At 63.1% G+C, this 13,995-nt stretch carries 9 protein-coding genes; 4 read left to right on the forward strand and 5 right to left on the reverse strand.

What is annotated here, in order from left to right:
- Positions 1-9: 9 nt before the first annotated feature.
- The 5 genes from AC0VX3_RS21185 to AC0VX3_RS21205 all read right to left on the reverse strand — a co-directional run bounded on the left by AC0VX3_RS21185 (position 10) and on the right by AC0VX3_RS21205 (position 8,360).
- Positions 10-597 (reverse strand): ANTAR domain-containing response regulator, encoded by a 588-nt coding sequence (locus tag AC0VX3_RS21185; RefSeq protein ID WP_348183800.1) that lies wholly within the window; start codon positions 595-597, stop codon positions 10-12.
- A gap of 154 nt (positions 598-751) precedes the next feature.
- Entirely contained in the window at positions 752-1,666 is a 915-nt protein-coding gene (locus AC0VX3_RS21190) for a response regulator (RefSeq protein WP_475522182.1), read from the reverse strand.
- Positions 1,656-5,045 carry a hybrid sensor histidine kinase/response regulator gene (locus AC0VX3_RS21195; RefSeq protein WP_475522183.1) on the reverse strand — a complete coding sequence of 1,130 codons (3,390 nt, stop codon included), beginning with the start codon at positions 5,043-5,045 and terminating at the stop codon, positions 1,656-1,658. The genes AC0VX3_RS21190 and AC0VX3_RS21195 overlap by 11 nt, the downstream gene beginning before the upstream one ends.
- A 202-nt stretch (positions 5,046-5,247) precedes the next feature.
- Positions 5,248-7,194, reverse strand: a complete 1,947-nt coding sequence (locus AC0VX3_RS21200) for a MacB family efflux pump subunit (protein WP_475522184.1) — start codon at positions 7,192-7,194, stop codon at positions 5,248-5,250.
- A 2-nt stretch (positions 7,195-7,196) separates the two neighbouring features.
- Entirely contained in the window at positions 7,197-8,360 is a 1,164-nt protein-coding gene (locus AC0VX3_RS21205; protein ID WP_475522185.1) for an efflux RND transporter periplasmic adaptor subunit, read from the reverse strand.
- 391 nt (positions 8,361-8,751) lie between these two features.
- Between AC0VX3_RS21205 and urtA the strand changes: the two genes are divergently transcribed.
- The 4 genes from urtA (at position 8,752) to urtD (ending at position 13,920) form a co-directional block, all read left to right on the forward strand.
- Entirely contained in the window at positions 8,752-10,038 is a 1,287-nt protein-coding gene (gene urtA, locus AC0VX3_RS21210) for an urea ABC transporter substrate-binding protein (protein ID WP_475522186.1), read from the forward strand.
- A 273-nt stretch (positions 10,039-10,311) separates the two neighbouring features.
- Positions 10,312-11,934, forward strand: a complete 1,623-nt coding sequence (gene urtB / locus AC0VX3_RS21215; protein ID WP_475525222.1) for an urea ABC transporter permease subunit UrtB — start codon at positions 10,312-10,314, stop codon at positions 11,932-11,934.
- Positions 11,931-13,169 (forward strand): urea ABC transporter permease subunit UrtC, encoded by a 1,239-nt coding sequence (urtC, locus tag AC0VX3_RS21220; RefSeq protein WP_475522187.1) that lies wholly within the window; start codon positions 11,931-11,933, stop codon positions 13,167-13,169. The genes urtB and urtC overlap by 4 nt, the downstream gene beginning before the upstream one ends.
- Before the next feature lie 4 nt (positions 13,170-13,173).
- Positions 13,174-13,920: an urea ABC transporter ATP-binding protein UrtD gene (gene urtD / locus AC0VX3_RS21225; RefSeq protein WP_342894547.1), complete on the forward strand. Its 747-nt coding sequence runs from the start codon at positions 13,174-13,176 to the stop codon at positions 13,918-13,920.
- Positions 13,921-13,995 lie beyond the last annotated feature (75 nt).

Here is a 13,995-nt window from a genome sequence, read left to right on the forward strand (position 1 = left end):
GCTCATGTGCTAATCTTCCAACAATCCGCTCGCGATCACGAGGCTCTGGGCGACATCGATGATCTTGCGGCCGTGATTCATGGCCGAACGGCGCAGCAGGTCGTAGGCCTCCTGCTCGGACAACCCCTTGGACTTCATGAGAATGCCCTTGGCACGATCGATGGTCTTGCGCCCGGCCAGTTCGTTGCGGGCATCCTCCAGTTCCGTGGCAAGCTTAGAGAACGCCCGGAACCGGCTGATGGCCATGTCGAGAATGGGTTTCACCCGTTCACGCTTCAGGCCGTCGACGATATAGGCCGACACTCCTGCATCGACGGCAGCTTCGATAGACTGGCTGTCGGCCTTGTCCACGAACATGGCAATCGGCCGCCGCACCGCGCGCGATACCTGAAACATGTGTTCCAGCCTGTCCCGATTGGGATTTTCAAGGTCGATGACGATCACGTCGGGGTTGAGGTCGGCGATCTGGCGCACCAGCCCGTCCAGCTGATGAACGAGCATGACCTCGTCATGCCCTGCATCGCGCAATCCCTCTTCGATGATCGACGCCCGGATCTTGTTGTCGTCGATGACGAGAATAGACAACCCCTCACTCATGGCGCCATTATGCGCAGGACCATTTTTTATGCAAAGAAAATGTTGCGCTGCAAGATAAACTCCTCACAGAGGACGTTTCACGCCTGACGGGCGGCCCGTTTTCCTGCCTGTTTTCCCGCCCGCGTCTTCAGCACCGGCGCGCCGTCAGACGCCCTCAAAGCGAGAAGATCACCTCCGCGGCCCGGACGGCGGCGGAGGCCCTGTTCTCGACGCCGAGCTTGATGAAGATCTGCTCCAGGTGCTTGTTCACCGTGCGCGGTGACAGGCCCAGAATCTCGCCAATGTCCTTGTTGGACTTTCCCTTTGCGATCCAGATCAGAACCTCGGCTTCGCGCTGGGTCAGTTCGAACCGTTCCTGGAGCGCCTGTTTCTGACCGGCCTCGTCCTCGGCCGTGACCCGGAACAGGTTTTCATCCGGGCCGACGCGCCCGAGCGGATGGAGCTGCACGGCAAGGTCCTCAGACAGGCCGAGCATGAAGCTCTTGCGCCGGTCCTGCGCCGTGTCCGAAGCATCGAGCCACTCTCCCAGGGACCTGCCCAGCCGGAACAGGCTGGTATCCGCCGCGCCGGTACGGGCCAGCAGGTTCTGGATCTGGGGCGTCGACCAGAGCACCGCCCCGTCGCCCGAGACCGCTACCAGGTGCCGGCCGGCGGCATCCAGCGCCACATGGGCGCTCTGCACCGAGCGGGCGTTTTTCAGATGAACCCTGATGCGGGCCTTCAATTCGTCGACATCAATGGGCTTGGTCAGGAAATCGACCCCGCCGGATTCGAGCGCACGGACGATGTGCTCGGTTTCCGAGAGGCCGGTCATGAAGATCACCGGGATGTGCCGCAATGCCGGATTGTCCTTGATCCTTCGGCAGGTGTCGAAACCGTCCAGACCCGGCATCACCGCATCCATGAGGATCGTGTCCGGCGTGACCTTGTCGCAGACCTTGAGTGCCGCCTCCCCGTTGGTGGCGACCAGAACAGTGATGCCTGTCTTCCTCAGCGCTTCGGTGACGAAGCCCAGCGTCTCCGGGCTGTCGTCCACCACAAGGACCGTATCGCGGCGATCATCCGTCATGTGTCTCCAGTCCGCTCAACACGTCTTTGTAGGCCTTGAAATCAAAGCGGGAGAGATGCACCTGCAACGCTTCCGTCAAGGGCCGGTTTTCCGGCGCTTGCGCCAGCTCGTTCAGTTTCGCCTCTATGCCCTCCACATATCCGATGTCGGCCAGCGATATCAAATCGGCAACATGCGCCGCGCCCGGCGACAGCAAGGGTGCTTCCGGTGCCACGGGCGCGTCATTGCCGTTGGCCTGCTCGGTCCAGCTCACGCCCATGTGCTTTTGCAGAAGGTCGTAGAGCTGACCGATGCCGAAGGGCTTGGCAAGGGTCGCCGAATGATGGACCGGGCCGTCCGGACGCAGGGCCTTGTCGCCGATGTTCGCCGACAGCATGACGATCGGTGCCGCGTCGCCCCGCTCACGCAGGGCTTTCGCCAGCTCCCAGCCATTCATGCCGGGCATCAGGATGTCGATCAGGTAAAGCTCCGGCGCCAGCTGCTGAACGGTGTCCAGACAGGCATGCCCGTTGTCCGCCTCGACGACGTTGAAGCCGATCGGCTGCAGGATATCGCGGACCAGCGCCCGGTGATCGGGATTGTCGTCGATCACCGCGACGGTCCGCCGCCGGCCCTGGTAGCCCCGCACCTGACGTTCCCGGCGGACGGTGTCCACGGGACGGTCGACGGCCGCCAGCATCAGGCGGACCTCGAAAACCGCGCCCTTGCCCGGCTCGCTGGAAAGGGCGATCGCCCCGCCCATCGTCTCCGTCAGCAGCTTGGTGATCGTGAGACCAAGACCCAGACCCGGGGTGCGCACTCCGTTGACCGGTTTGCCCCGCCCGAACGGCTCGAAGATCTTGGCCTGGTCGTCCAGGGCAACCCCCGGCCCGCTGTCCGAGATGACGAAGCTAGCCACCTGGGACCGATAGGCGACGGTCAGGGACACCGACCCGTCCGGGGTGAACTTGATGGCATTGGACAGGAGATTGACGAGGATCTGCCGGAGGCGCTTTTCGTCGGTTCTGACGAATGCAGGCAGATTGGCGGCCCGCGAATAGCTGAAACCGAGCCCCTTGGCCGCGGCCTGCATGCGGAACATGTCGACGATCTGGTCCAGAAACTCGTGGATGTTGATCTCGTTGGAATAGATCTGCAGCCGCCCCGCCTCGATCCGGGATATGTCCAGGAGGCCGTCGATCAGGCCGGACAGGTGCTCGGCGCTGCGCCGGATCGTGCTGACGGCGGGTTTTCGCGCCGGCGGCAGGCTTTCATCGCGCTCCAGCACCTGGGCATAGCCCATGACGGCGTTGAGCGGCGTCCTGAGTTCGTGGCTGAGACCGACGACATAGCGGCTCTTGGCAAGGTTCGCCGCCTCCGCGTTCTCCTTCGCCTTCTGAAGGGCGGCGTCGGTCGCGCTGTGGGCGTCGATCTCCTTCTGCAGCAGCGCGTTCTGGCGGGCGGATTCCTCCTCCGCGACGCGGCGCGTGTCATGGGCCAGAACCAGGAACCAGCAGGAGATGCCCGCGACGATCGAGAAAACGAAGAAAATCAGCAGCACCGTCTGTGCGATGAGGCCGGTGGGATCGCCGAGCCGGCTGGCGGCCTGGGCATAGATGAACCAGAGCACGGCGCCGATCCCGGCAATCGACATCAGCGAGGCAAGGGCGTAGCGGCCGAGGCGCGATTGCAGGAAGATCAGCGCGTCTTCCGGCAGAAACCGCTCCGCAACCGTGCCGACCTGATAGGCGATGCGGGCCTTCGGCTTGCAGGAATCGTGGCAGCGGGCGTCCAGCGTACAGCACAGCGAACAGATCGGGGCCTGATAGGCCGGGCAATAGGCCATGTCCTCGGGCTCGAACGGGTTCTCGCAGATCGAACAGGATATCTGGTCCAGGGCCTGCCAGCTCTGGCGCGGTTTGCGCGCCAGATAGAATTTGCCTCCGGTCAGCCAGGCAATCGCCGGCGCGGCAACGAAGGCGACCACCATGGCCAGGAATGTGGCCAGGGCAGCTGCGGTCACTCCGAAGAGCCCGAAATGCGCGGCCAGTGCGAGGCATGTCGCCAACAGCATCGCGCCGGTGCCGACCGGATTGATGTCGTGGAGATGCGCCCGCTTGAACTCGATGCCCGGCGGCGACAGGCCGAGCGGCTTGTTGATGAAAAGATCCGCAGAAATCGCCGACAGCCAGGCCATGGCAATGATCGAGAAGACGCCCAGCGTTTCCTCCAGCAGCCCGTAGATGCCGAGTTCCATCAGCAGCAGCGCGATGCCGACATTGAACACAAGCCAGACCACCCGGCCCGGATGGGAATGCGTCAGGCGGGAGAAGAAATTCGACCAGGCGAGCGAGCCCGCATAAGCGTTCATGACGTTGATCTTCAACTGGGCCACCACGACGAAAGCCGCCATCAGCAGAAGCACGACGGTCTCGTTCGGGATCATGTAGCCGAAGGCGACCGTATACATGCGCGAGGGTTCGTCGGCGTGCTCGACGGGCACACCATGCGACAGCACCAGCACGGCGAGAAAGGAGCCCGCGACCATCTTCGGCGCGCCGAGCACGACCCAGCCGGGGCCTGCCAGGAACAGCGCCAGCCGGTGACGCCGGCGGGCGAAATCCTGGGCCGGCAGAAAGCGCAGGAAGTCGACCTGCTCGCCGATCTGCGCCATCAGCGCCAGGATGACCGCCGACGCCGCGCCGAAACTGATCAGGTTGATGCTGCCCCAGCCGCCCCCGTCGACGCGCGCCGCCTGGGTTGCCGGGTCGATGCCCGGGAAACTCAGCCAGGCGCCGACCGCCTGCCAGTCGGTAAAGACAATGAAGAGGAAGGGCAGAATGTTGAGGACGATCCAGAAGGGCTGGGTTGCGAGCTGAAACCGGCTGATCCAGGTGATGCCGTGGGTGACCAGCGGGATGACGGCCACCGCGCTGATGATGTAACCGAGCCAGAGCGGCACGCCGAAGGCGAACTCCAGCGCGCTCGACATGATCGAGGCCTCGATCGCGAACAGGATGAAGGTGAAACTGGCATAGATCAGCGAGGTTACCGTCGAACCGATATAGCCGAAACCGGCACCGCGCGTCAGAAGATCGATGTCCACGCCGTACCGCATGGCGTAGCGGCTGATCGGCAGGCCGACGACGAGCAGGACAATGCTGCCGACAAGAATGGCCAGAAACGCGTTGGCGGTGCCGTGCGACAGCGTGATCGCACCGCCGATGGCTTCAAGCGCCAGAAAGGAAATCGCGCCGATGGCCGTCTGGGAAATCGCGCGGGAGGAGAACTTGCGGGCGCTTTTGGCCGTGAACCGCAAGGCGTAATCTTCCAGGGTCTGGTTGTTGACCCATTTGTTGTACTGCCGCCGCACCGGCAGAATGCGCTGGCGGGCCGTCATGAAACTGGTTGTTTTTTAGGCATATGCCTGCTTTTTTGTCGTAAAATTGCCGCAACCGGGCGCACGCTCCGTGAAACCCGGTTTGTTTGGCATCGGGATGCGATGAATGCAGGTTCTGTACCAGTCGCACCTGCGCAAGTGTGGTCACGGGTGCCCTTTGATAAAATGAGGACCCTGGTCCCGTAGGATCGCCGCGTTACTCTCACGCATGGTTCAGCGCCACCACCGGGTCGAGCCTGGCCGCAGAGCGTGCAGGCAGGAAGCCGAAGGTGATCCCGATCAGGGTCGACGACAGAAAGGCCACCACGATCGCCGTCATCGAGAAACTCAACCGCACATCGGCCGAGAAATACCCCACCAGCTGCCCGCCGATCAGCGCGCCGGCGATCCCCAGCACGCCGCCGGTCAGGCAAACCAGCACCGCCTCGATCAGGAACTGCGCCACGATGTCGGAGCGCCGCGCCCCGATCGCGATGCGGACGCCGATTTCCTTCGTGCGCTCGGTCACCGATACCAGCATGATGTTCATCACGCCGATTCCTCCGACGATCAGCGAAATCACCGCGATCAGCGCCACCAGGAGGGTCAGCGTCTGGGTCGTCGAGGTGATCGTCTCGCGGATCGTGTCGGAATTCACCAGGAAAAAATCCTTGGTACCGTGGCGATTGGTCAGCAGATCGGAGATTGCGTTCTCGGCAAATGTGGTGTCGTGATCGTCGCTCACGCGCACCGCGACGCTGTCGAGGAAATCCTGCCCCGAAATCCGCGCCATCACCGTGGTGTAGGGCACCCAGACATTGAGCGATTCCGGCCCGAAGCTTGCGCCGCTCGAACGCACCACGCCGATCACCCGCACCGGCACGCCACCCAGCAGCAGGACCTTGCCTACCGGGTCGACATCGGCGTCGAAGAAAGTGTCGCGCGTATCCTCATCGATCACCGCGACCTGGGTGCGACCCGTGACATCTTCGGGGCCGAATGTGGCGCCGGTCACGGTGACGTAGTTGTGGACCTGGAAATAGTCGCCGCCCACCCCGTTGATCGCGGAATCGGAGGATATGCCGCGATAAACAACCGTGCTTTTCGTCGCGACCGAGGGGGAAGCGCTGTCGACAAAGGGCTGCAGCGCCAGCACATCGGCATCCGAAGGCATCAGCGTCTGCACCTTGTTGACGTTGCGCGCGCCGAAGCCCGTGCCGGAGCGCACCGTGATCGTGCTGGTCCCGAGCGAGGAAATGTTGTCGAGCACCTTCTCCTGCGTCCCGGTTCCCAACGCCACCACGAGCACGACCGAGGCGATGCCGATGATGATCCCCAGCATCGTCAGCATCGAGCGCACCCGGTGCGCCAGCAGAGCCTTGAGCGACATGTCGACAGCCTCGCGCATCCGGAACACGGCAGCCCCCGCGCGTGGTTCCGCAGGCGCGCGCTCAAGGCGCCCGGCATTGCCGATATCCTCGCGGGCAGTCTTCGTATCGGAGACAATCCGCCCGTCACGGATTTCAATCGTGCGATGCGCGTGCTGGGCGACCTCCGGGTCATGGGTGACCATGACGATCGTGTGGCCTTTGCGGTTCAGCTCCAGCAGCAGCTCGATCAGCTCCTTCGAGCTTGTCGTATCGAGCGCCCCGGTTGGCTCGTCTGCCAGGATGACCTCGCCGCCATTCATCAGCGCGCGTGCCACCGAGACCCGCTGCTGCTGCCCGCCGGACAGCTCGCCGGGCCGGTGGTCCAGCCGCTCGGCAAGGCCGAGTTGGCCCAGCAGGTCAGCGGCGCGTTCGCGTCGGACCGCCCGGCTCTCACCGGCATAGATCGCTGGCACCTCGACATTGGCCACCGCATCGAGATCGGGCAGCAGCTGGTAGCGCTGGAAGATGAAGCCGAAATGCTCGCGTCTCAGCTGAGCGAGCTGGTCCGGGTCGAGTTTACTCACATCCTGGCCCGCGAAGCTGTAACTGCCCGAGCTTGCGTGATCGAGGCAACCGAGGATGTTCATCAGCGTCGATTTGCCCGAGCCGGAGGCACCGATGATCGCCACCATCTCGCCCGGCCAGAGGTCAACGTCGACATCGCGCAGGACGGTGATTGTCTCTTCGCCTGCCTGGAAGCTGCGTGAAATCCCACGCGCTGATATCAGGGGTTCGTCCATCGTCAGAGCCTCATCGGAGGCATGCGAACGTTGTCTTGCGATGTCTTGCTCGCGGCAACATCGGTGCCCGTGATCACAAGGTCACCTTCGCTCAGCCCGGACTTGATTTCGGCGACGACCTTGTTGTTCAGCCCGACCTCGACACGCTGCTCGCTGGTGGCGTCATTGGCCGGATCGTAAAGCATTACGGTGTAGCCCCGCGGTCCCCTTTCGAGTGCCGAGGATGGCACGGTCAGGACATCCTCTGCCTTGTCGAGAATGATCGAGACTTCCGCGGTCATGCCAATACGCAGCAGGTGGCCGGGATTGTCCACCTCAAGCAAGCCGTTGTAATAGATCGCTTCGTCGGTCGAGATCGTGTCGCTCTCCTCGATTTCCGAGGGCGCGGGTTCGACATCGCGCACTGTGGCGGTGAATTGGTGATCGGGTTCGCCCAGGATACTGAAGACCACCTGTTGGCCCGGTTTCACATGGACCACGTCAGCTTCGGAAATTTCCGCCTTCACCACCATCATGTCCAACTCGGCAATCTTGACTATTGTCGGCGCGCTCTGCGTGGCGTTCACGGTCTGGCCTTCGTCATTGACGATCGCCACTACGGTCCCCGAGATTGGCGCGGTGATCCTGGTTCGGTCCAACGCAATCTGCGCAGTCGAGACACTGACCTCGGCGCTCGCCTTCTGCGCTTCCAGAGCGGCGAGTTCGGCCTTGAAGACGTTGACATCCGCCTGCGCCGCGTCGACGTCCTCCTTGGAGACGTAATCGGAAGTAACCAGCTTCAAATGCCGTTCCAGAACGCGCTCGGCCTTGATCAGGCTGGCGTTTTTCGCGGCGATCTGCGCTTCGATGTTCGCCAGGCTCGCTTTCGCAGTCAGCACGTCATTCTGCTGGTCTTGATTGTCGATCAGGGCGATCAGGTCGCCCTTCTCGACCTCTTCACCAAGGGCAACCGCCAGCGTCTCGATCTGCCCCGACACCCGGGCGCCAACACTGACCAACTGTTTTGCCTCCATCGTGCCGGAGGCCAGCACCGTTTCCTCAACCGTGCTGCGGGTGACAACAGCCGTTGTCGGTGGAGCCGCGTTTTCGATCCGGGCGAAATAGATCCAACCACCAACCGCAGCCGACACCAGGACGAGCGCAATCAGGATGTGTGACATTTTCATGAGGAGAAGGCCTTTCGGAAGGAAACTCCGGGAATACAACTGTTGTTCGGTCGAGTGCAGCGCACCATCCCCTCTATGTAGTGTCGGCCTTTAGCCTGAAAGGCAAGGAGGGTGCGACACAACAGAGCAGTGTCCCGACGTATGCTGTCTTTACGTCGGCAGCGCGCATCGAGCGTACCTCAGCATGGCCAGGCAAGGGCCGCGCGAGCTGCCGGGCGGCACGGGTGCCGGCAATTTATCCCGGCGCCCGCTCGCGAACCCCGATTACGTCAATTGACGTATGTTGCAGCGCGGCACTTCCGGCGCACGATCCTTCCCCGACAGCGGCAGTCCTTCCAGCCGCCAACCGCCGGCATGGGAACCGGCGGCGTCAATCAACAGGGGAACTTTCATGAAAAAGACATTCACCAAACTCGCGCTTGCCGGCCTGATGGCCTCCACCATGATCGGTGGCGCGTCCGCGCAGGAAGACACGATCAAGGTCGGCATCCTGCACTCGCTCTCCGGCACGATGGCGATTTCGGAAACCACGCTGAAAGACGCCATGCTGATGCTCATCGAGGAGCAGAACAAGAAGGGCGGCCTGCTCGGCAAGAAACTGGAAGCCGTTGTCGTCGATCCTGCTTCCGACTGGCCGCTGTTCGCCGAAAAGGCGCGTGAGCTGATCGAAGTCAACGGCGTCGACGCCATCTTCGGCTGCTGGACATCCGTTTCGCGCAAGTCCGTTCTGCCGGTCTTCGAAGAGCTGAACTCGCTGCTCTTCTACCCGGTCCAGTACGAAGGCGAAGAAAGCCAGCGCAACGTCTTCTACACCGGCGCCGCACCGAACCAGCAGGCCATTCCGGCCGTCGATTACCTGATGAACGAAGAAGGCGTCGAGCGCTGGGTTCTGGCCGGCACCGACTATGTCTATCCGCGCACGACCAACAAGATCCTCGAAGCCTACCTGAAGGCCAAGGGCGTTGCCGAAGAAGACATCATGATCAACTACACGCCGTTCGGTCATTCCGACTGGCAGACGATCGTGTCCGACATCAAGACCTTCGGCTCCGCCGGCAAGAAGACCGCCGTTGTCTCCACCATCAATGGTGACGCCAACGTTCCGTTCTACAAGGAACTGGGCAACGCCGGCATCAAGGCCGAGGACATTCCGGTCGTCGCCTTCTCCGTGGGTGAAGAAGAACTCGCCGGTCTCGACACCGCGCCGCTCGTCGGCCACCTGGCCGCCTGGAACTACTTCCAGTCCGCCGACACCGATGCCAATGCCGAGTTCATCGAAACCTGGCAGGCCTATGTCGGCGACGACAACCGGGTGACCAACGACCCGATGGAAGCTCATTTCATCGGTTTCAACATGTGGGTCGAAGCGGTCGAGAAAGCCGGCACCACCGATCCGGACGCGGTCATCGACTCCATCGTCGGCGTCAGCGTTCCCAACCTGACCGGCGGCTACTCCGCGATGATGCCGAACCACCACATCACCAAGCCGGTGCTGATCGGAGAAATCCAGGATGACGGCCAGTTCGAAACCGTGTGGGAAACCTCCGGCCTCGTCGTCGGCGATGCGTGGTCCGACTATCTGGACGGCTCCAAGGACCTGATCTCCGATTGGCGCGCGCCCCTGTCCTGCGGCAACTTCAACACCGCAACCGGCAAGTGCGGCGGTTCCGGCTCCTAACGGAAAAACGGAGTTGGGGCGGGCCTTCCGGGCCCGCCCCTTCCCGGGTTTCGTGCACGAGAATACCCCCACCCCTAACCCCTCCCCACAAGGGGGAGGGGAACCAGGCTGAAGACGCCGACAAGCCGCAGCCTCATCGTGAGCAAATCTCACGGTAGAGCGTTGCCACCGGCAAGGCCAAATCCCCCTCCCCCTTGTGGGGAGGGGTTAGGGGTGGGGGTTCCTTCGAAACCCAAGAACAACATGAAAACAAACCCTCGCAAGGCGGACACGATGTCCCTTCTGAAGTCATTCTTCCTGCTCGTCGGCCTTCTCATGTGCGCCGCGAGCGGACCGTCCTTCGGCCAGAGCGACCCGGACACGCTGCGTCCGCTGATCGACGATCTGGCCAAGGGGAAATACGCGCAGACCGAACAACAGATCGGGACGCTGGTCGCCACGGGCGACCCGCTGGTCGCGCCGGCACTGGAGGCTCTCGGCGAGGGGGACCTTTATTTCCGCAAATCCGACGGCGCGGTGTTCATCACCCGCAAGGAAGGCAAGGGCTACGCGCTCACCGATCCGCTGACGCTGGAAGCGGCCGGCGAGGCCGGCCGACGGGAAGTGTCCAAGATCAAGGTCAACAACAAGCTGCGCCGGGTCATCCGCTCCGCGCTGGGCTCCCTCACCCTGATGGCGCCCGACCCGCAGGTTCGCAAGGCGGCCGCGGAAGCGATCTTCAAGGCGCGGGATCCGGACGGCATCGAGGCGCTTGACGCGGCGCTCGCGGCGGAAACCGATGACGGCGTGCGCAAGGTGATGGCGGAAGCCCGCGCCGCGGCCGTTCTGAATTCCGACCTGGACGAGCCCCAGAAACTGGATGCGGTACAGACCCTCTCCGAGATGGGCAACCGGGATGCGCTGTCTCTGCTGATCGCCGTTCAGGCCGACACGGAGGGAGCCGTGCAGGCGGCGGCGACACAGGCCGTCACGAAGATCCAGAAATCCATTGCCAGCTGGGATGCGGCCCAGAACATCTGGTACGGCCTGTCGCTGGGGTCGGTGCTGCTGCTGGCCGCGATCGGCCTTGCGATCACCTTCGGTGTGATGGGCGTGATCAACATGGCCCATGGCGAAATGGTGATGATCGGCGCCTACACGACCTTCGTGGTGCAGGAGCTGATCCGCAATTCGGCGCCCGGCCTGTTCGAATACAGCCTGTTCATCGCCCTGCCACTGGCGTTCCTCGCCTCCGGTCTCGTCGGTGTCGCCATCGAGCGCGGCGTCATCCGCTGGCTCTACGGCCGCCCCCTGGAGACGCTGCTGGCCACATGGGGCATTTCCCTGATGCTGCAGCAGGCGGTGCGCTCGATTTTCGGGCCGACCAACCGGGAGGTCGGCAATCCCGACTGGATGTCCGGCGCCTTCGAACTCGGCCAGATGACGATCACCTATAACCGCATGTGGATCATCGTCTTCGCGCTGCTGGTGTTCGCGGGACTGATGCTGTTCCTCAAGAAGACGCCGTTCGGGCTCTACACCCGCGCGGTCACCCAGAACCGGCGCATGGCCGCCTCCATGGGCATCCGCACCCCGTGGATCGACGCCCTCACCTTCGGTCTCGGATCGGGAATCGCCGGCATCGCCGGTGTCGCCCTCAGCCAGATCGACAACGTCTCGCCCAATCTCGGCCAGAGCTACATCATCGACAGCTTCATGGTGGTGGTGTTCGGCGGGGTCGGCAATCTGTGGGGCACGCTGGTGGGCGCCATGACACTCGGTGTCGTCAACAAGTTCCTCGAGCCCTATGCCGGCGCCGTGCTCGGCAAGATCTTCGTGCTCGTCTTCATCATCCTCTTTATCCAGAAGCGTCCAAGGGGCCTGTTCGCCCTCAAGGGCCGGGCAGTCGAAGCATGATGACCTCGTTTCTCTTCCGAGCCATGGATGTGCGCGCCGGGATTTTCCTGACCCTGATGATGGCCGTGATCGTGCTGGTTCCGGCCGCCAACCTGCTGGTCCCGGAAGGTTCCACCTTCCACGTGCCCAATTACGCGGTCACGCTGATGGGCAAATATCTGACCTATGCCCTGCTGGCGCTGGCCGTCGACCTGGTCTGGGGCTATTGCGGCATCCTCTCGCTCGGCCACGCGGCGTTCTTTGCCCTCGGCGGCTATGCCATGGGCATGTACCTGATGCGCCAGATCGGCACGCGCGGTGTCTATGGCGATCCGCTTCTGCCGGATTTCATGGTGTTCCTGAACTGGCAGGACCTGCCCTGGTACTGGTACGGCTTCGACATGTTCTGGTTCGCGGCACTGATGGTGCTGCTGGCGCCCGGCCTGCTCGCCTTCGTGTTCGGCTGGTTCGCGTTCCGCTCACGGGTCACCGGGGTTTACCTGTCCATCATCACCCAGGCGCTGACCTACGCGCTGCTGCTCGCCTTTTTCCGTAACGACATGGGATTTGGCGGCAACAACGGGCTGACCGATTTCAAGGATATTCTGGGCTTCGACATCCAGGCCGACACGACCCGCGCCGGATTGTTCGCCGCATCGGGGCTGGCGCTGGTGATCTGTTTCCTCATCTGCCGGTCGATCACCCGCTCCAAGCTCGGCAAGGTTCTGGTCGCGGTGCGCGATGCGGAAAGCCGGACGCGGTTCCTCGGGTACCGGGTGGAGCACTACAAGCTGTTCGTGTGGACCCTGTCGGCCATGATGGCCGGTATCGCCGGCGCGCTATACGTGCCCCAGGTCGGCATCATCAACCCGGGCGAATTCGCTCCGGCCAATTCCATCGAGGTGGTGATCTGGGTGGCCGTCGGCGGACGCGGCACGCTGGTCGGCGCCGTGCTCGGCGCGGTGCTGGTCAACTTCGCCAAGACCTGGTTCACCGCCGCCTTGCCCGATATCTGGCTGTTCGCGCTCGGCGGCCTGTTCGTGGTCGTCACGCTGTTCCTGCCCAAAGGCATCGTCGGCACGCTCGGCCAGGGCTGGACCGCCCTGCGCCAGCGCCGGATCTCGGCGGATTACGGAGCCGGATCGGACGAACCGCCCTCCGCGCCGCCACAATCGCCCGGTGCGCCGGCCAATGTGACGCCGCCCAAGCCATCCAACCGGACGCCCGGCCCCGCCGAGCCCCAGCCAGCGGAGTAGCACCATGGCAAGAGCAAGCAGCCTGCTGTATCTCGACGGGGTGTCCGTCTCATTCGACGGCTTCAAGGCCCTGAACGAACTGTCGCTGACGATTGCCGCGGGAGAGATGCGTGCCATCATCGGCCCGAACGGCGCGGGCAAGACCACGATGATGGACGTGATCACGGGCAAGACCCGCCCGGACTCCGGCGAGGTGTTTTTTAACGGCAGCGTCGACCTGACTGGCGAGGATGAAGCCTCGATCGCCGAACTGGGGATCGGGCGCAAGTTCCAGAAACCGACCGTGTTCGAGAGCCACACGGTCTGGGACAATCTGGAACTTGCCCTGAAAGCCCCGCGCGGCCCCTTCGCAACGCTGTTTCATGTGATCGCCCAGGGCGAGCGCAAACGCATTGACGGCCTGCTGGATCTGATCCGGCTCGGTGGCAAGCGCGATGAGCTGGCAGCCAATCTGAGCCATGGCCAGAAGCAGTGGCTGGAAATCGGCATGCTGCTGGCGCAGGACCCGAAACTTTTGCTGGTGGACGAACCCGCCGCCGGCATGACCGACGCCGAAACCGCTGAAACCGCCGAACTCCTGAAGGATATAGCCAATGATCATTCGGTCGTCGTGGTCGAGCATGACATGGTGTTTGTGCGTTCCCTGGGTGTCAAGGTCACGGTTCTTCACGAAGGATCCGTCCTTGCCGAAGGCTCCCTCGACCACGTCTCAGCCGACGAGCGGGTCGTTGAGGTTTATCTGGGACGATGACGATGCCGCGTGAACACGGCCCTTGCCCAGCCTCCAAGCCGAATTGCCGATAAGGGTCCGGAACGCCCTCCAGGG

The sequence above is a fragment of the Roseibium sp. QJM3NY_11 genome (genome assembly GCF_056173175.1).

What these genes read in the sequence shown, in the direction of transcription:
- urtC (WP_475522187.1), top strand. Translation starts at nt 11,931, where the DNA reads ATGATGACCTCGTTTCTCTTCCGAGCCATGGATGTGCGCGCCGGGATT.
- urtD (WP_342894547.1), top strand. Translation starts at nt 13,174, where the DNA reads ATGGCAAGAGCAAGCAGCCTGCTGTATCTCGACGGGGTGTCCGTCTCA.
- AC0VX3_RS21200 (WP_475522184.1), bottom strand. Translation starts at nt 7,194, where the DNA reads ATGGACGAACCCCTGATATCAGCGCGTGGGATTTCACGCAGCTTCCAG.
- AC0VX3_RS21190 (WP_475522182.1), bottom strand. Translation starts at nt 1,666, where the DNA reads ATGACGGATGATCGCCGCGATACGGTCCTTGTGGTGGACGACAGCCCG.
- urtA (WP_475522186.1), top strand. Translation starts at nt 8,752, where the DNA reads ATGAAAAAGACATTCACCAAACTCGCGCTTGCCGGCCTGATGGCCTCC.
- urtB (WP_475525222.1), top strand. Translation starts at nt 10,312, where the DNA reads ATGTCCCTTCTGAAGTCATTCTTCCTGCTCGTCGGCCTTCTCATGTGC.
- AC0VX3_RS21205 (WP_475522185.1), bottom strand. Translation starts at nt 8,360, where the DNA reads ATGAAAATGTCACACATCCTGATTGCGCTCGTCCTGGTGTCGGCTGCG.
- AC0VX3_RS21185 (WP_348183800.1), bottom strand. Translation starts at nt 597, where the DNA reads ATGAGTGAGGGGTTGTCTATTCTCGTCATCGACGACAACAAGATCCGG.
- AC0VX3_RS21195 (WP_475522183.1), bottom strand. Translation starts at nt 5,045, where the DNA reads ATGACGGCCCGCCAGCGCATTCTGCCGGTGCGGCGGCAGTACAACAAA.